The 17,437-nt window shown below is 75.2% G+C and carries 12 protein-coding genes and 2 pseudogenes; 8 read left to right on the top strand and 6 right to left on the bottom strand.

What is annotated here, in order from left to right; translation table 11 throughout:
• Positions 1-587: pseudogene (locus KPL57_RS15105) on the bottom strand (FGGY family carbohydrate kinase); the annotation flags it as partial.
• A gap of 332 nt (positions 588-919) precedes the next feature.
• On the opposite strand from KPL57_RS15105, the gene KPL57_RS72175 reads away from it, so the two are divergent.
• Positions 920-1,918 carry a DUF4192 domain-containing protein gene (locus KPL57_RS72175; protein WP_226352104.1) on the top strand — a complete coding sequence of 333 codons (999 nt, stop codon included), beginning with the start codon at positions 920-922 and terminating at the stop codon, positions 1,916-1,918.
• A gap of 110 nt (positions 1,919-2,028) precedes the next feature.
• On the opposite strand, the pseudogene galE reads toward KPL57_RS72175, so the two are convergent.
• Both galE and KPL57_RS15090 read right to left on the bottom strand, forming a co-directional pair.
• A pseudogene (galE, locus tag KPL57_RS15095) lies at positions 2,029-2,991 on the bottom strand (UDP-glucose 4-epimerase GalE); the annotation flags it as partial.
• Positions 2,992-3,006: 15 nt separating this feature from the next.
• Positions 3,007-3,723 carry a metal-dependent transcriptional regulator gene (locus KPL57_RS15090; protein ID WP_075333573.1) on the bottom strand — a complete coding sequence of 239 codons (717 nt, stop codon included), beginning with the start codon at positions 3,721-3,723 and terminating at the stop codon, positions 3,007-3,009.
• Positions 3,724-3,816: 93 nt separating this feature from the next.
• Between KPL57_RS15090 and KPL57_RS15085 the strand changes: the two genes are divergently transcribed.
• Genes KPL57_RS15085 through KPL57_RS15075 form a run of 3 tightly spaced genes read left to right on the top strand, consistent with a single transcriptional unit; the run spans position 3,817 to position 8,676 of the window.
• On the top strand, positions 3,817-4,734 hold the full coding sequence (locus KPL57_RS15085; protein ID WP_226352103.1) for a sulfurtransferase: 918 nt from the start codon (positions 3,817-3,819) through the stop codon (positions 4,732-4,734).
• Positions 4,735-4,768: 34 nt separating this feature from the next.
• Positions 4,769-5,941: an acetoin utilization protein AcuC gene (locus KPL57_RS15080; protein ID WP_226352100.1), complete on the top strand. Its 1,173-nt coding sequence runs from the start codon at positions 4,769-4,771 to the stop codon at positions 5,939-5,941.
• Positions 5,942-5,949: 8 nt separating this feature from the next.
• Entirely contained in the window at positions 5,950-8,676 is a 2,727-nt protein-coding gene (locus KPL57_RS15075; protein ID WP_226352099.1) for a bifunctional GNAT family N-acetyltransferase/acetate--CoA ligase family protein, read from the top strand.
• A 134-nt stretch (positions 8,677-8,810) separates the two neighbouring features.
• Here KPL57_RS15075 and KPL57_RS15070 read toward each other — a convergent pair whose 3' ends face one another.
• Positions 8,811-10,460: a fumarate hydratase gene (locus KPL57_RS15070; RefSeq protein ID WP_226352098.1), complete on the bottom strand. Its 1,650-nt coding sequence runs from the start codon at positions 10,458-10,460 to the stop codon at positions 8,811-8,813.
• Between the two features lie 111 nt (positions 10,461-10,571).
• Between KPL57_RS15070 and KPL57_RS15065 the strand changes: the two genes are divergently transcribed.
• The 3 genes from KPL57_RS15065 to KPL57_RS15055 all read left to right on the top strand — a co-directional run bounded on the left by KPL57_RS15065 (position 10,572) and on the right by KPL57_RS15055 (position 14,922).
• Complete coding sequence (locus tag KPL57_RS15065) at positions 10,572-12,947, top strand: xanthine dehydrogenase family protein molybdopterin-binding subunit (RefSeq protein WP_226352097.1); 2,376 nt, start codon at positions 10,572-10,574, stop codon at positions 12,945-12,947.
• Between the two features lie 353 nt (positions 12,948-13,300).
• Positions 13,301-14,140 carry a fumarylacetoacetate hydrolase family protein gene (locus KPL57_RS15060; protein ID WP_226352096.1) on the top strand — a complete coding sequence of 280 codons (840 nt, stop codon included), beginning with the start codon at positions 13,301-13,303 and terminating at the stop codon, positions 14,138-14,140.
• A gap of 47 nt (positions 14,141-14,187) precedes the next feature.
• Positions 14,188-14,922: a maleylpyruvate isomerase family mycothiol-dependent enzyme gene (locus tag KPL57_RS15055; RefSeq protein ID WP_226352095.1), complete on the top strand. Its 735-nt coding sequence runs from the start codon at positions 14,188-14,190 to the stop codon at positions 14,920-14,922.
• Here KPL57_RS15055 and KPL57_RS15050 read toward each other — a convergent pair.
• Entirely contained in the window at positions 14,905-15,705 is an 801-nt protein-coding gene (locus KPL57_RS15050; RefSeq protein WP_226352094.1) for a hypothetical protein, read from the bottom strand. The genes KPL57_RS15055 and KPL57_RS15050 overlap by 18 nt on opposite strands.
• 4 nt (positions 15,706-15,709) lie before the next feature.
• The gene (locus tag KPL57_RS15045) at positions 15,710-15,877 is read right to left on the bottom strand and encodes a hypothetical protein (protein WP_226352093.1); all 168 of its coding nucleotides are present in this window, start codon (positions 15,875-15,877) and stop codon (positions 15,710-15,712) included.
• A 182-nt stretch (positions 15,878-16,059) separates the two neighbouring features.
• On the opposite strand from KPL57_RS15045, the gene KPL57_RS15040 reads away from it, so the two are divergent.
• Positions 16,060-17,217, top strand: a complete 1,158-nt coding sequence (locus KPL57_RS15040; RefSeq protein ID WP_226352092.1) for a glutamate-cysteine ligase family protein — start codon at positions 16,060-16,062, stop codon at positions 17,215-17,217.
• Positions 17,218-17,437 lie beyond the last annotated feature (220 nt).

Raw genomic sequence — 17,437 nt, 5'->3', positions numbered from 1 at the left:
AGTCGGGCGCCCAGTCCGCGGCGGTCAGGTCGTACATCGGGTCGCACTGGCTGGCCGAGTGGTGGTCGAGCACGTACTCGCCGGTGAGCCGGTGCACCAGGTACGACGAGCACATCAGGAACATCTCGGTGCGCGCGAACACCTCCGGTTCGTGCCGGGCCAGCCACCGCCACTTCGGCCCCCACCGCCTGCGACGAGAGCGGTGTCCCGGCCCGGGCCAGGATCGCGTCGACGCCCAGCTCCGCGTTCAGCTCGTCGATCTCGGCGCCGGCGCGGGTGTCGACGCCGTAGAGGATGGCCGGGCGCAGCGGGCGGCCGTCGCCGTCGGCGGGGAGCAGGGTCGGCCCGATCCCCGACACCCCCAGCCCGGCGAGCTCGGCGCCGTCGTCGAGGGCGGGCAGCAGCTCCCGCACGATCGCGACGAAGTCGCCCCACCAGACGGCCTCGGCGTCGTGCTCGACGTGGCCGGGCACCGGCTGCGCGGTGTCGTGTGCCCGGTCGGTCCGGGCCAGCACCCGGCCGCCGGCGTCGACGAGGACGCCCTTCGAACCCGACGTGCCGATGTCGACGCCCAGATGCACGCGCATGGGACGTTCCTACCTCCCCCGGCCCGTGGTGCACACAGTGCGGGTGCAGAACGTTCGTGCAGGTCGACCTGCCGACCGACGCGCCACCCCGAACCATCCACGACACCCCCTCAGGAAGGGGTGTGACGCCCGGCTGTCCACAGCCGGGCGGGTGACGGTGTTCCGCACGCCCCGGCCCGGGCCGACCGTGGTGCCATGACCGCCTGCCCCCAGCCCGAACCCGCCCCGCCGCCGCCCGGGACGGCGGACCCGCCCGACCCCGGTCCACCGGAGCCGTTCGGCCCGCCGCCCCCGCTGGAGAGCCCCGCCGAGCTGATCGCCGCGATCCCGGTGTGCTGCTCGGGTTCCACCCCCGGGACTCGCTGGTCCTCGTCTCGCTCACCGGCTCGCGTCACGGGGGCGGGGTCGGGCTCACCGTGCGGGTCGACCTCCCGCGCTCGTCGGCCTCGGCACGCCGGGTGTGCCAGGAGGCGGTCGGGGTGCTCGTCGGCGAACGGCCGGCCCGGGCACTGGCACTGGTCGTGCGCGACCCGGGCCCGGGCGGGCCGAGCCCGCGCCGGAGCCGCCGGGACATGGGGTCCGCCGCGCGGCGGGCGCTGCTCGACGCCGGGATCGAGCCCGTCGCGGTGCTCTGGGCGACGGGCACCGGGGCGGGGGACCGCTGGGGCTGTTTCGACCAGCCCTGCACCTGCGGCGGCATCCTGCCCGACCCGGCGTCGACCGCCCTGGGGGTCACGGCCGCGGTCCGCGACGGCCGGGCCGTCCTGCCCGACCGCGCTGCGGTGCTCGCCCCGCTCGACGGCGACGCCGGCGCCCGCCGCCGCCGGGCCCGGCTGCGCGACACCGGCGCCGCGCCCGCCAGGGTCTCCGCCGCGGTCGGCACCGCGCTGCTCGACGCCTGCCTGGACGAGGCCGCCGCGAGCCGGCTCGTCGTCGACGACCGGCTGGCGCTGGCGCTGTGCGGCGCCCTCGACGTCGGTGACGTGCGCGACGAGGCGCTGCGCCGCTGCCTGGGCGGCCGCGCGGCGGACGCCGAACAGCTGTGGGCGGTACTGGCCGCAGCCCTGCCGTCACCGCAGCGGGCGCACCCGCTGGCGCTGCTCGCGGTGTGCGCCCTGCTGCGCGGTGACGGCGCCCTCGCGACCGGGGCGGTGCAGCGGGCGCTGGCCGAGCGGCCCGACCACGTGCTCGCCGGGGTGGTGGCGAGCAGCCTGCACGGCACGCGTGACCCGAGCTCACCCTCCGCGCGGTGGGCGGGCCCGCGCGGACTGCGGCGGCTGCTCACCGCGATGCTCGACCCGGACGCGACCGACGACCCGGCCGCCCGGTGAGCCCGTCGGTCGAGGCGGCGGGCCGCTGCTCGGCCGGCCGGCACCCGGTCGACCGACACCCCGCCGACCGGCACCCCGGCCGGGACACCGACGGCGGTCCGGGTCACCACGGACCGGGCGAACTCCCAGGCGTCGGCGACGATCTCGGCGATCGCGGTGCGCGAGGGCTTCCAGCCCAGCTGCTGCGCGGCCTGCTCGCTCGAGGCCACCAGCACCGCCGGGTCCCCGGCCCGGCGTGGCGCGACGACGGCCGGGATCGGGTGCCCGGTCACCGTGCGGCAGGCCTGCACGACCTCGAGCACGGAGAACCCCTGACCGCTGCCGAGGTTGTAGATGTCGTGCCGGCCCGCGACGGCGTGGGTCAGCGCGAGCAGGTGGGCCTCGGCGAGGTCGTCCACGTGGATGTAGTCGCGCACGCAGGAGCCGTCGGGGGTGGGCCAGTCGTCGCCGTAGACCGAGATCGACTCCCGGGTGCCCGCGGCGACCTGCAGGACCAGTGGGATCAGGTGGGTCTCGACCGCGTGCCGCTCCCCGAGCGGGGTGTCACCGGACAGGTGCGCCCCGGCCACGTTGAAGTACCGCAGGCTCGTCGCGGCCAGGCCGTGCGCCCGCGCATAGGAGGTGATCATGTGGTCGATCGCGAGCTTGCTCGCCCCGTAGGGGTTGGTCGGCCGGGTCGGCGCGGTCTCCGGGATCGGGACCTGCTCCGGCTCGCCGTAGGTGGCCGCGGTGGAGGAGAACACCAGCCGAGGCACCGCGTGCTCCCGGACGGCCTCCAACAGCCGGAAGGAGGCCACGACGTTGCCGTCCCAGTACTTCTCGGGCTGCTCGACGGACTCCCCGACCAGCGAGCGGGCGGCGTAGTGCAGCACGCCGTCGAACCCGCCGCGGCCCAGGACCTCCCGGGCGCGGGCGCCGAGCTCACCCTCGACGAACTCCGCCCCCGCGGGCACGGCGTCGCGGTGGCCGGTGGACAGGTCGTCGAGCACGACGACCTCGTGGCCGGCGTCGAGCAGGTGTGCGGCGCACACGCTGCCCACGTAACCCGCGCCGCCGGTGACGAGCAGCTTCACGTGTCCGGATCCTCCTCAGATCGCGCGGACGAGCACGGCGTGCGCGACCGGCGGAGCGACGGTCGACTTCTCGTCGTCCGAGCTCACCGGCACCGGGTCGCCGAAGCGGGAGATCGGGCCCACCTCGACCGCGTTGCCGGGCACGATCCCCGCGAGCTTCAGCTCGCCCATGAGGTCGGAGTCCAGCTGCACGTGCTCGGCGATCCGCCGGATCTCCACGCGACCGCCGCCGCGGCGGGCCAGCTCGTCGAGCCGCTGCAGGCCGACCTCGAGGGTGGGCGGCACCGACGACGACGCCGAGGTGTCGTCACCGCGCTCCAGCTCCTCCAGACCCGGGATCGGGTTGCCGTAGGGCGAGACGGTCGGCTTGTCGAGCAGGTGCAGCAGCTTGCGCTCGACGTCCTCGCTCATCACGTGCTCCCAGCGGCACGCCTCGGCGTGGACGAGCTCCCACTCGAGCCCGATCACGTCGATCAGCAGCCGCTCGGCGAGCCGGTGCTTGCGCATGACGGCGACGGCGCGGCCGCGACCCTCGTCGGTCAGCTCGAGGTGGCGGTCCCCGGCCACGACGACGAGTCCGTCGCGTTCCATGCGGGCCACCGTCTGGCTGACGGTCGGCCCGCTCTGTCCGAGGCGTTCGGCGATCCGCGCGCGCAGCGGGACGACGCCTTCCTCCTCGAGTTCGTAGATGGTGCGGAGGTACATCTCCGTGGTGTCGATGAGGTCGTTCACATGGGGCCCCTTCGTTCGACGTCCAGTCTACCCAGCGCGGCTCCCGCGCATGGCGAGCCCGTCCGGGGCAGGATGGGGCGCGTGTCCGGATCCATGATCCCCCCTTCGGAACTCGCTGGCCTGCTGGGGCCCGCCCCGGTCGCCGATACCGCGCGACCGGTGGTGCTGGACGTCCGGTGGCGTCTGGTCGGCCCGCCCGGCCGCGCGGACCACGAGGCGCACCGGATCCCCGGAGCGGTGTTCGTCGACCTCGACACCGAGCTGTCCGCCGGCCCCGCGCGCCCGGGGCCCGGCGGGCGCCACCCGCTGCCCGGAGCCGCTGCGCTGCAGGAGGTCCTGCGTCGGGCCGGGGTCCGTGACGACGCCGGTGACCAGCTCGTCGTCGCCTACGACGACCTCGACGGCTCGGTCGCCGCCCGCGCCTGGTGGCTGCTGCGCTGGGCCGGCGTCGCGCCCGGCCGGGTCCGGGTGCTCGACGGCGGGTTCGCCGGCTGGCAGGCCGCACGCCTGCCCGTCGCCGGGAACGCCCCGGGTGCAGGGGCACCGGAGCCGGAGCCCCTGCCGCCCGGTGACCTGGTGGTCCGGCCGGGCGGGATGCCCGTCGTCGACGCCGACGGGGCCGCCGCGCTGGCCCGCGACGGGGTGCTCCTCGACGCCCGCGCCGCCGCCCGCTTCCGCGGCGAGACCGAGCCGGTCGACCCGCGTGCCGGGCACGTCCCGGGTGCCCGCAACACCCCGGCCGCGGCGAACACCGGCCCGGACGGGCGCTGGCACCGCGCCGACGCGCTGGCCGAGCGCTTCCGCGCCGCCGGCGTCGCACCGGGCGTCGCGACCGGCGCCTACTGCGGGTCCGGTGTCAACGCCTGCGCCCTGGTGCTGGCGCTGGAGGAGTCCGGCCTCACCACGCCGGACGCCCCGGCCGCGCTGTACCCCGGGTCGTGGTCGGAGTGGAGCGCCGACCCGGACCGCCCGGCCGAGATCGGGGACCGGCCGTGGGCCGCGCGGGAGTGACCGCGCCCGCCGGCCTGGCATACGGTTCCGGCCCATGAGCGCTCGCACGTCGGTGGTGTGGACTCCGGAGTTCCTGACCTACCAGCTGTCCGAGGACCACCCCCTCAACCCGGTGCGGCTGGAGCTGATGATGGAGCTCTCCCGCGGGCTGGGCGTGCTCGACGGCGTCGACCTGGTCGTCCCGGAGCCCGCGGGCGAGGTGGACCTGACCCGGGTCCACACCCCGGGCTTCCAGACGGCGGTCAAGTCCGCCCCCGAGTCGCCGTTCGGTGTCGGCCACGGGCTGGGCACCGCCGACAACCCGATCTTCTTCGGCATGCACGAGGCGTCCGCGCTGATCGCGGGTGGCTCGGTCGCCGCCGCCCGGGAGATCGCCGAGGGCCGCGCGGACCGCGCGGTGAACATGGCGGGCGGGCTGCACCACGCGATGCGCGACCGCGCCGCGGGCTTCTGCGTCTACAACGACTGCTCGGTCGCGATCGCCTGGCTGCTGGAGCAGGGCTACGAGCGGATCGCCTACGTCGACGTCGACGTCCACCACGGCGACGGCGTGCAGGACTGCTTCTACGACGACCCCCGGGTGCTGACGATCTCGATGCACCAGCATCCGCTCACCCTGTGGCCGGGCACCGGCTGGGCGGGGGAGACCGGCCGCGGTGCCGGCGAGGGGTACGCCGTCAACGTCTCGCTGCCCCCCGGCACCGGCGACGCGGGCTGGCTGCGGGCCTTCCACGGCGTCGTGCCGTCGCTGCTGGAGTCCTTCCGCCCGCAGGTGCTGGTCACCGAGTGCGGCGCGGACACCCACTCCGAGGACCCGCTGGCGAACCTGGAGCTGTCGGTCGACGGCCACCGGGCGATCTACCACGCGCTGCGCGAGATGGCCGAGACCACCGCGGGCGGCAAGTGGCTGGTCCTCGGCGGCGGCGGGTACGCGCTCTACCGGGTGGTCCCGCGCTCGTGGACGCACCTGATGGCCGTGGCGCTGGACCGTGACGTGGACCCGGACACCTCGATCCCCGCGGACTGGACGGCGCTCGCCGCGACCCGGACCCGGTCGCCGCTGCCGGTGTCGATGTCCGACGGCGCCGACCCGGCGTTCGAGCGGTGGGGCGGCTCGTTCGGCGAGCGCGTCGACTCCGCGATCCTGGAGACCCGTCGTGCGGTGTTCCCGCTGCACGGCCTCGACCCCGACGACCCGCGGGACTGAGACCGACCATGACCGAGACGACCGACGAGACCCCGGCCACCACCCCCGAGCATCCCTACCCGCGGCACTGGGAGGCCGACGTCGTCGCCTCCGACGGCGGGATCGTGCACCTGCGCCCCATCCTGCCCAGCGACGCCGACGCGCTGCTCGACTTCCACTCCAAGCTGTCCGACCGCACCCGCTACCTGCGCTACTTCGGCCCGTACCCGCGGATCTCGGCGCGGGACCTCGAGCGGTTCACCGTCGTCGACCACCGGACCCGGGTCGCGTTCCTGGCGCTGCTCGGCGACGAGATCATCGCCGTCGGCCGCTACGAGGGGCTGACCCCCGGCGGAGGAGCCGCCGCGCAGGACGGGGCCGGCACCGACAAGCCGGTCACCTCCGCGGAGGTGGCGTTCGTCGTCCGTGACGACCACCAGTCCCGCGGGCTCGGCTCGATCCTGCTGGAACACCTCGCCGCCGCCGCCCGGGAGAACGGGCTGTCCCGGTTCGAGGCCGAGGTGCTGGTGGAGAACCACGCCATGGTGCGGGTGTTCCGCGAGGCCGGCTACGGCGTCACGCGGGCCTTCGCCGAGGGCGTGCTGCACCTCGAGTTCGACATCGACCCGACCGAGAAGTCGATCGCGGTCCGCTACGCGCGCGAGCAGGCCGCCGAGGCCCGCAGCGTCGCGAACCTGCTGCACCCGACCTCGGTCGCGGTGATCGGCGCGTCCGCGGACGAGACCAAGATCGGGCACGCCGTCCTGCTGAACCTGCTGCGCGCCGGGTTCACCGGCCCGGTGTACCCGGTCAACCCCGACGCCCGCTCGGTGCGGGGCGTGCGTGCCTACCCGTCGGTGATCGACATCCCGGACGAGGTGGATCTCGCGGTCGTCGCCGTCCCGGCCGCGAACATCGACGAGGTCATGGACTCCTGCCTGGCCAAGGGCGTGAAGGTGCTGGTCGTCATCAGCTCCGGCTTCGCCGACGCCGGTGACGCCGGCGGCACCGTCGCCGAGCGTCGTCTGGTGGCCGAGGCGCGGGCGCACGGGATGCGGGTGGTCGGGCCGAACGCGCTCGGCGTCGCCAACCCCGACCCGGCGGTGCGGCTCAACGCCACCCTCGCGCCGCGGTTGCCCGGTCACGGGCGCACCGGGTTCTTCTGCCAGTCCGGCGCGCTCGGCAGCGCCATCCTCGCCAACGCCCGCACCCGCGGGCTGGGGCTGTCGTCGTTCGTGTCGGCGGGCAACCGCGCCGACGTGTCGGGCAACGACCTGATGCAGTACTGGCAGACCGACCCGAACACCGAGCAGGTGCTGCTGTACCTGGAGACCTTCGGCAACCCGCGCAAGTTCGCCCGCGTCGCCCGCAGGCTCGCCCGCACCAAGCCGGTCATCGCGGTGAAGTCCGGGCGGCACACCGGGACGCTGCCGTCGCTGGCCTCGGTCGCGGCGCCGATCGACGAGTCCAGCGTGCAGGCGCTGTTCGAGCAGGCCGGCGTCATCCGCGTGCAGACCCTCCCGCAGATGTTCGACACCGCCCTGCTCATCGCCCACCAGCCGCTGCCGAAGGGCCGCCGGGTCGCCGTCGTCGGCAACTCCACCGCGGTCAACCTGCTGGTCCTCGACGGGCTGCTCGACGAGGGTCTTGAGCTGGCGGGGGACCCGGTCGACGTCGGGACCCAGGCCTCCCCGGAGGCCTTCGCCGGCGCGGTCCGCGCGACCCTGGACGGCGACGTCCGCCCGGACGCACTCATCGCGGTGTTCGTCCCGCCGGTCGCGGTGGCGGGCCGGGACCACGCGCGCGCCCTGCGTGACGCGGCGGCCGGCGCCGGGGTCCCGGTCGTCGCGGTGTTCCTGGCCGCGGAGGGCATCCCGGCCGAGCTGTCGGTCCCCGGAACCGACGGCACCCCCGGCCGCGGGTCGGTGCCGAGCTTCGCCAGTCCCGAGCGGGCGACGTCGGCGCTGGGCCGGGTCAGCCGCTACGCGCAGTGGCGCGACACCGCCGTCGGGGAGTTCGTCGTGCCCGAGGGCATCGACGCCGACCGGGCGCGCGAGCTCGTGGCGTCGTTCGGGCCGGACGTCACGCACCCCCTCACCGACGACGAGGCGGTCGGCCTGCTCGCCTGCTACGGCCTGGAGGTGATCACCTTCCGCCGGGCGAAGGGCGCCGACGACGCCGTCGCCGCCGCCGGGGAGCTCGGCTACCCGGTTGTCATCAAGTCGACCGCGGACCAGTGGCGTCACCGCGGCGACTTCGTCGGGGTGCGCCTGGACCTGGTCTCGGAGGAGGCGCTGCGCGGCGCGCACGCGGAGCTGTCACGGGTCACCGGCTCCGACGAGGTCTACGTCCAGCGGATGGCGCCGAAGGGCACCTCGTGCACGGTGGAGGTCGTCGACGACCCGTCGTTCGGGTCGCTGGTCGCGTTCGGGCTGTCCGGGATGGCGACCGAGCTGCTCGACGACCGTGCCTACCGCGTCCTGCCGGTCTCGACCGAGGACGCGGCCCGGCTGGTGCGGGCCCCGCGGGCGGCGCCGCTGCTCACCGGCTACCGCGGCACCGACCCGGTCGACCTCGCCGCGCTGGAGGACGTCGTGCTGCGGATCGGACGGCTCGTCGAGGACCTGCCGCAGGTCCGCTCGCTCGCACTCGACCCGGTACTGGCCTCGCCGCAGGGCGCGTTCGTGGCCGGCGCACGGGTGACGATCGGCCCGGTTCCCGACCGGCGCGACGCGGGCCCCCGCCGCCTGCGCTGACCTCGACCACAGAGGACACCGTCGCACCCCGTGACTGCGCGTGGCACCCCGCGCGAGGGGTGCCACACGACGTCCCGGGGTGCGACGGCGCGGTGCCGGAGGGCCCGGCGGGGGCGCACCGGGCAGCGTCGGGCTCAGGTGCGGAAGGTGACCTGCAGCGTCGGCGCGCTGGTGTCGGCGAAGAAGTCGTTGCCCTTGTCGTCCATCACGACGAACGCCGGGAAGTCCTCGACCTCGATCTTCCAGACCGCCTCCATGCCGAGCTCCGGGTACTCGAGCACGTCGACCTTGCGGATGCAGTCCTGCGCCAGGCGGGCGGCCGGGCCGCCGATGGAGCCCAGGTAGAAGCCGCCGTTCGCGGCGCAGGAGTCCACCACCTGCTTCGACCGGTTCCCCTTCGCCAGCATCACCAGGGACCCACCGGCCTCCTGGAACTGCTTCACGTAGGAGTCCATCCGCCCGGCCGTCGTCGGCCCGAACGAGCCGGACGCGTAGCCCTCGGGGGTCTTGGCCGGCCCGGCGTAGTAGACGGCGTGGTCACGCAGGTACTGCGGCATCGGCTCGCCCGCGTCGAGCCGCTCGGCGATCTTGGCGTGCGCGATGTCGCGGGCGACGACCAGCGGCCCGGTCAGCGACAGCCGGGTCCGCACCGGCAGCTGCGAGAGCTGGGCGCGGATCTCGTCCATCGGCCGGTTCAGGTCGATGCGCACGACCTCGTCGGACAGGTCGCCGTCGGTGGTCTCGGGCAGGTACTGCGCCGGGTCGCGCTCCAGCTGCTCCAGGTACACCCCGGACGGGGTGATCTTGGCCTTGGCCTGGCGGTCCGCCGAGCAGGACACCGCGACGCCGACCGGCAGCGAGGCGCCGTGCCGGGGCAGCCGGATGACGCGCACGTCGTGGCAGAAGTACTTGCCGCCGAACTGGGCGCCGATCCCGAAGTTGCGGGTCAGCTCCAGGACCTGCTGCTCCAGGTCGGTGTCGCGGATGGCGTGCCCGAGCGGCGAGCCCTCGGTCGGCAGGGTGTCCAGGTAGCGGGCCGAGGCGAGCTTGGCGACCTTGAGGTTGAACTCCGCCGACATGCCGCCGACGACGATCGCCAGGTGGTACGGCGGGCAGGCCGCGGTGCCGAGGCTGCGCAGCTTCTCGTCCAGGAACGCGGCGAGCCGCTTGGGGTTCAGCAGCGCCTTCGTCTCCTGGTAGAGGAAGGTCTTGTTGGCCGAGCCGCCCCCCTTGGCCATGACCAGGAACTCGTAGTACGGGTCCCGGCCCGGCTTGGCGTACAGCTCGACCTGCGCGGGCAGGTTGGTGCCGGTGTTCTTCTCGTCCCAGAAGCTGATCGGCGCCATCTGGCTGTAGCGCAGGTTCAGCTCCTGGTAGGCCTCGAAGACCCCGCGCGACACCGCGGCCTCGTCGTCGCCGCCGGTCAGCACGGTCTCGGTCTTCTTGCCGACGACGATCGCGGTGCCGGTGTCCTGGCACATCGGCAGCACCCCGCCCGCGGACACGCAGGCGTTGCGCAGCAGATCGGTGGCGACGAACCGGTCGTTGCCGGAGGCCTCGGGGGCGTCGATGATGGCGCGCAGCTGCTTCAGGTGCGAGGGTCGCAGCAGGTGCTGGATGTCGGAGACGGCCGCGCGGACGAGACCGGTGATCGTCTCCGGCGGGACCTCGAGGAAGGTGCGGCCCGCGGCCTCGGTCACGGTTCCCGCGGGCAGGTCGAGCTCGCGGTACTCGGTGTCGTCCGGGCCGAGCGGGAGCACATCGGTGTGGTGGAACTCGGGCATGGCGGCGACGCTACCGGCCGTCGCCGGGCGGGCACCGCAGGTGGAGACGCAGGCGACGTGTGAGACGCACTAAGCGGATGACCCTCCGGTTAGTGTTGTAGTGTGGACCACATGCCTGGCTCGATCCTGGGAACCTCCGTCCGCCGCGTCGAGGACGCCGACCTGATCACCGGTGCGAGCACCTTCGTCGGGAACCTGGTCCTCGGTGCCGACGCACCGGCGGGCCTCGCCCACGTCGCGTTCGTCCGCTCGCCGGTGGCGCACGCGCTGCTGACCGGCATCGACACCACCGCGGCCGCGGCCGCGCCCGGCGTCCTCGCCGTGTACACCGCGGCCGACCTCGACCTGCCCGCCCACCACGGCCTGATGGTCCTCAACCCCGCGCTGCCGCGCCCGCCGCTGGCGACCGACCGGGTCCGGTTCGTCGGCGAGGCGGTGGCACTGGTCGTCGCCGAGAGCCGCGCCGCCGCCGTCGACGCCACCGAGCTCGTCGAGGTCGACTACGACCCGCTGCCCGCGGTCACCGACATCGAGGCCGCGCTCGCCGACGACGCCCCGCTGCAGTTCCCCGACCAGGGCAGCAACCTCGCCGCGGGCGAGCGGGGGACCGGCGACCCGCTGCAGGGCGCGGAGGTCGTCGTCCGCGCGCGGATGGTGAACCAGCGCGTCGCGGCCGTCCCGATGGAGGGCAACGCGATCGTCGCTGACCCGACGACCACCGACTTCCCGCTGACCGTGCACGTCTCCACCCAGATGCCGCACGGCTTCCGCACCCAGCTCGCCGGGCTGACCGGGCTGGAGCCCGAGCAGGTCCGGGTGATCGCCCCGCACGTCGGCGGCGGGTTCGGCGCGAAGGCCGGGGTACTCGCCGAGCACACCGCGACCGTCGTCGCCGCCCGGGCCCTCGGGCGGCCGCTGGCCTGGATCGAGACCCGCTCGGAGAACCTCGTCTCGATGCCGCACGGCCGCGGACAGGTCGGCTACTACGAGCTCGGCCTCACCCGCGACGGCCGGATGACCGGCCTGCGCGTGCAGGTCGTCGGCGACTCCGGGGCCTACGCCGGGTTCGGCGGCGCGCTCCCGCTGCGCACGACCTACCTCATGGCGACCGGCGTCTACGACATCACGAACCTGCGCTACGACGCCGTCTCCGCGCTGACCAACACCACCCCGATGGGCGCCTTCCGCGTCGCGGGGCGCCCCGAGGCCGCCGCCCACCTGGAGCGCCTGGTCGACCTCGCCGCCGTCGAGCTGGGCATCGACCCGGTCGAGCTGCGCCGGCGGAATCTGCTCGCGCCCGACGTCTTCCCCTACACCACCCCGACCGGCGCCCGGTACGACGTCGGCGACTACGACCTGCCGCTGCGCGAGGCGCTGCGCATCGCCGGCTACGACGAGCTGCGTGCCGAGCAGGCCCGCCGCCGCGAGGCGGGCGACCCGGTGCGCCTGGGCATCGGCATCGCGGTCTACGTCGAGGTCACCGCGGGTGGCGGGGGTGGCGAGTACGGCTCGGTGACCGTGCACGCCGACGGCTCGGCGACGGTGTCGGCGGGCACCTCGGCGCACGGTCAGGGACACGCGACCTCGTTCGCGATGCTGGTGTCGGACCGGCTCGGCATCCCGATGGACCGGATCCGCTACGTCCAGTCCGACACCGCGCTCGTCCCGCGCGGCGCCGGGACCGGCGGCTCGCGGTCGCTGCAGCTCGGCGGGACCGCGGTGTCCGAGGCCGCGCACGAGCTCCACGAGCGGGCCCGCAAGCTCGCCGCGCACCTGCTGGAGGCCGCCGCGGAGGACGTCGAGATCACCGGCGACGGCACCTTCGGGGTCGCCGGGGTGCCCGGCGGGCCGACCGTGAGCTGGAGCGACGTGCACCGGCAGGCCGAGGCCACGGGGGAGGAGCTGCACGTCGGCCTCGACTCCGCGCAGGACGGCGCGACCTTCCCGTTCGGGGCGCACCTATCGGTCGTCGAGGTCGACACCGAGACCGGGCGGGTCACGCCGCTCCGGCACGTCGCCGTCGACGACTGCGGGCGGATCCTGAACCCGCTGCTCGTGGAGGGCCAGCAACACGGCGGACTCGCCCAGGGCGTCGCGCAGGCGCTGCACGAGGAGGTCCTGTTCGACGACCAGGGCCAGCCGCTGACCTCCAGCCTCGCCGCCTACACGATCCCGACCGCGGCCGACCTGTTCTCCTTCGAGACCTCGACGACCGAGACCCCGACCCCGCTCAACTCGCTCGGCGCCAAGGGCATCGGCGAGTCCGCGACGATCGGGTCGACGCCCGCGGTGCAGAACGCCGTGGTCGACGCGCTGTCGGACCTGGGTGTGCGGCACATCGACCTGCCCTGCACCCCCGAGCGGGTGTGGCGGGCGGTCAGTGCGGCCCGCGCCGGGGAGCCGGAGCAGGCGTGGCGGGAGCCGCCCGCGGTCTTCGACGACCTTCCGGTGCGCGGCGGTGGCGCCGAGGACGACGCCGCGATCTGACCCGGCACCGGCCCGGGCCGGTGACGCCGTGGCGGATCCACACCCGCTGTCCGGCATCCACACCTGCTGCAACGGGTGTGGATGCCGGACAGCGGGTGTGGTTGCGGAGCGCCACGCCGCCGGGCGGGCGGGGCGGGTGGCGGCGCGACGGCGGGGGCGGTTCCCGGACGGGGCCGTCGCTGTCGCCGGGCCGGCGGAACGGGGGTCGCGCTCCGTCGCGGAATCGCCCGTACGGGTGAGTTCGGCGCGTCCACCGGCCGGGACGCGCGCCAACCCACCCCCCGACTGTTCCGCGGCCCCCGGTGGCGCAGACTCTCGCCGGACGGCAACCGATACCGGGAGGCACCCGCACGATGAGGCTCGCGACGATCCGGACCGCGACCGGGCACCGGGCGGTGCGCGTCGACGGCGACACCGCCGTCGAGACGGGGGAGGCGGACGTGCGGGCGCTGCTGGAGCGTCCCGACTGGGCCGAGCACGCCGCGGGCGCCGCCGGCCCGGTGCACGAGACCGCGGGCCTGGACTACGCGCCGCTGGTCCCGTCGCCCGAGAAGATCATCTGCATCGGGTTGAACTACCGCGACCACGTGCTCGAGATGGGCAACGAGCTGCCCGAGTACCCCACGGTCTTCGGCAAGTACGCACCTGCCCTGATCGGCGCGTACGACGAGATCGAGCTGCCCGAGCAGTCCGACCGCGTGGACTACGAGGCCGAGCTGGCCGCCGTCATCGGGCGTTCGGTCCGCCGCGCCGACCGCGAGGCTGCGGCCGCCGCCATCGCCGGGTACACCGTGCTCAACGACGTGTCGATGCGGGACTACCAGCGGCGCACGAAGCAGTTCCTGCAGGGCAAGACCTGGGAGCACTCGACGCCGCTCGGGCCGGTGCTGGTGACGCCCGACGAGCTGCCCGCCGACCCGGCTGCCGGCGGCGCGCTGCGGATCTCCTCGGAGCTGTCCGGGGAGACCATGCAGGACTCCACGACCGACCAGCTCGTGTTCGGCGCGGTGGACCTGGTGGTCTACCTGTCGGAGATCCTCACACTCAACCCCGGCGACGTCATCGCCACCGGCACCCCGGGCGGTGTCGGCGACGCACGCACGCCTCCGCGCTACCTCACCGACGGCGCCGAGATCGTCACCGCGGTGGAGGGGATCGGCGAGTGCCGCAACGTGTGCCGGGCCGTGCGGTGACGTCCGGACACCCACCCGGGGACGGCCGTGCCGTCGTCCCGCCGCCGGTGAGTGACGCACTGGCCTGGGCCGGCGACGGTCAGGCCCACCTGCGCGGGCTGATGACCCGGATGGCGGGCGAGGCGTTCCGCGCCCCGTCGGCACTGCCGGGCTGGACCCGCGCGCACGTGCTCACCCACCTCGCCCGCAACGCCGACGCCATGGTCAACCTGCTGACCTGGGCGCGGACCGGTGTCGAGACCCCGGCCTACGCCGACCTCGCGTCCCGCGACGCCGACATCGAGGCCGGCGCCGGGCGCAGCTCCGAGGAGATCCGCGCCGACGTCATCGCCTCCTCCGACCGGCTCGCCGATGCGGTCCGCGCGATGCCGGAGAAGGCGTGGTCGGCGACCGTGCGCAACCCGCAGGGCGTCGAGATGCCGGTGACGGCGGTGCCGTGGAACCGGGCCCGCGAGGTGTGGATCCACGCCGTCGACCTCGACGTCGGCGCCTCGTTCAAGGACCTGCCGATCCCCATGCGGGAGGTGCTGGTCGCCGACGTGGTCGCGCGGCTGGAGCGCAAGCCCGGCTGCCCGCACGTGCGGCTGGAGGAGGTCCGCACCGGCGCGACGCTGGAGTTCGGTCCGGGGCCCGCCGGGCCGGACGGGGCCGAGCCGCGTGATCTCGGCACGGTCCGCGGCAAGGCGCACGACATCATGGCCTGGCTGCTGGGCCGCCCGTTCGACAAGGGGCTGCGCGACGCCGACGGGAAGATCCCGCCGCCGCTACCGGTCTGGCTCTGACCCCGGCTCCGCCGCGGGCCGGTCGCGGCCCTCGAGCTCGTCCAGGCGCGCGGTGGCCCGGCCGAGCTGGCGGGCCATCTCGTCGAGCCGGGCCTGCAGCAGCGCCATCTCCGCGGTGAGCACGGCGACCGCGCCCGCGGCAGCGACCGGGTCGCCGATCACCCCGTCGGCCGCCTCGTCCCCGTGCGGGTCGGGGCGCTCGCCGAACCCCGCCGCGTCGGGTGTCGTCAGCGGGCCCGCCGCGACGTCGTCGGGCAGCAGGGTGAGCTCGGCCAGCTCGGCGAAGCGCTGCGCCGACAGCACCGGACGCGCCCCGGCGCAGCGCAGGCACACCGGTTCCAGCCGGCGCCAGCCGTGCTGCCCGGAGCCGGTGTCGGCCAGCACCGCGACCCGTGCCCCGCAGCGGCACGGTCGCATCCGGACCGTGCGCACCCGCTGCCGGGCGTAACGCAGGCCCAGCTCGTAGCGGCGGAACCGGCCGGAGGCGGCCACCTCGAGCAGGACCGCGCCCTGGTGCTCGGGCGCACACGCCAGCTCGCGGGCGTCGTCGGCGGTGTGGAAGCAGTAGAAGCCGCAGTCGCACCACCGCGACGGGCAGGCGTGCCGGCAACCGTGCGCGCACACCGCGTCGTCGACGGTGCGGTAGACGTGCGCCCGCCCGAGTGTCACACCGCTGAAGCCCGCCGTCGTGCCGTCCGCGGACAGCATGGGGAAGGCCAGCTTGTGGCCCTCCAGCGGGCCGGTCGGGTACTCCAGCGGGGTTCGGCGGAACAGCCCGCGCACCCGGTCAGTCCTCGCGGGACCCCGAGTGCGCCGGCTGGTCGAGCGCCGGCGTCCACTCGGTGAACTCGGGCTCGACGGTGCGCCCCGGACGCGGGCGCTCCTGGGCGTCGGCCACCCGGTCGGCCTCGTGGTCCACGGCGAATCCCTCGGAGATCTTGCGGCCCAGCCTCATGACGCCTCCCGTGTGCTCCGGGTCCCGGCCACCTGGTGGACGTGGCCGCCATCACCAGGCTGACCGTTCGTCGCGGGGTTGTCCAGGGCGGAACGGGTGAGGAGCAGACGGGACGGATCACAGCCGGCGCCCGGCCCGGCGTCGGTAACGTCATGTGCCGGGACGGGGACCGGGGGTCAGCGATGCGGGGCGAGGCGCGCTACGGGCTCGAGCACGAGCTCGCGCTGCTGCGGGACGACGGGACGGTCGCCGACCACCGGTCGCTGACCCACGCGGAGGTCGCGGCCGTCGTCGACGAGCTGCCGGAGCTGCCCGACGACCAGTCGGACCTGCGGATCGGCGACGCCGGCATCCGCTGCAAGCGCTGGTACGCCGAGGGCTACGAGCGTCTCGACCCCGACGGCGAGCTGCTCCGGTTCGAGCCCAAGGGCATCGAGATCCGGACCTGCGTGCACGACTCGGTCGAGGCCGCCGTCGACGCGCTGGCCGCCGACGCCGTCACCCTGTCCGGGGTCGCCGCCCGGCACGGGCTGCGACCGGTCGCGTTCGGCCACCACCCCGAGCTGTCGGCCTACCGGCTGGACCCGCCGCCCAACGCCCACGAGCGGGCCCTGATGGCGGCCTCGCCGGAGGAGCGGACCTCCCACCTGCACATGGTCACCTGGGGCCCGGACCTGAACCTGTCGTTCCCGGAGTCGGGGACCGATCCCCGTGTGCTGGCCGACGCGGCGGCAAAGCTGACCTTCTACAGCCCGTACCTGGTGCCGTGGTCGTTCTCCTCACCGTTCCGCGACGGCCGTCCGTGGGGCGGGCTGTCGGCGCGCACCGCACGCCGGACCGGCCCGCGCCCCGCCGCGCTGGCGTACCTGCCGCCCGGCGCCCCGCTGCTGGCGACCGACCCCAGCCTGGTGCGGCACGCGGGCATCCCCGGCGAGGTGGGGCGGATCGAGTTCAAGGCGTTCGACGCCGTCCCGGTGGTCGTGGGGGAGGAGCCCGCCGAGGGTGTGGGCACCGAGCTGCCCGCGGCGCTGCTGAGCCTTCTGACCGGCCTGCTGCGCGACGACACGCTGCCCGGCCGTCGTCGCACCCCGGACGCGGCGGCGCACCGCCGCTCGGCGCTGCGGGGCTGGTCGGACGCGGCGGTCCGGGTGGGGTCCCAGGCCGTCCTCGACGCCGCGACCGCGGCACTGGCCGGCGACGACGCCCACCTCGCGCGGCTGGCGTCGCTGGACCGGCGGCTGGCGCGCCGGGAGACCCCCGCGGACCGGATGCTGGCCCGCCACCGCGCGGGCGGCGGCATCCCGGGGCTCGGGCACCCGGTGCCACGCGGGACCGGCTGACCCGCGGTCCGGCCGACCCGTGGGCGGAGGCGGACCATATGACCCGCGGGCCGGCGCGGACCGGCTGACCCGCGGACCGGCTGACCCGCGGGCCGACGCGGACACGGCGGAGCCGCACGCCGGAGCGGGTCGATGCGGACCGGCGCGGACCGGCGCGGACCGGCTCGGACCGGCTCGGACCGGCGCGGGCCGGTGGGGCCCCGGCGACGCGCGCCGGGGC

The organism is Pseudonocardia sp. ICBG601 (assembly GCF_020496245.1).
This window is presented reverse-complemented; position numbering and strand designations above follow the sequence as displayed.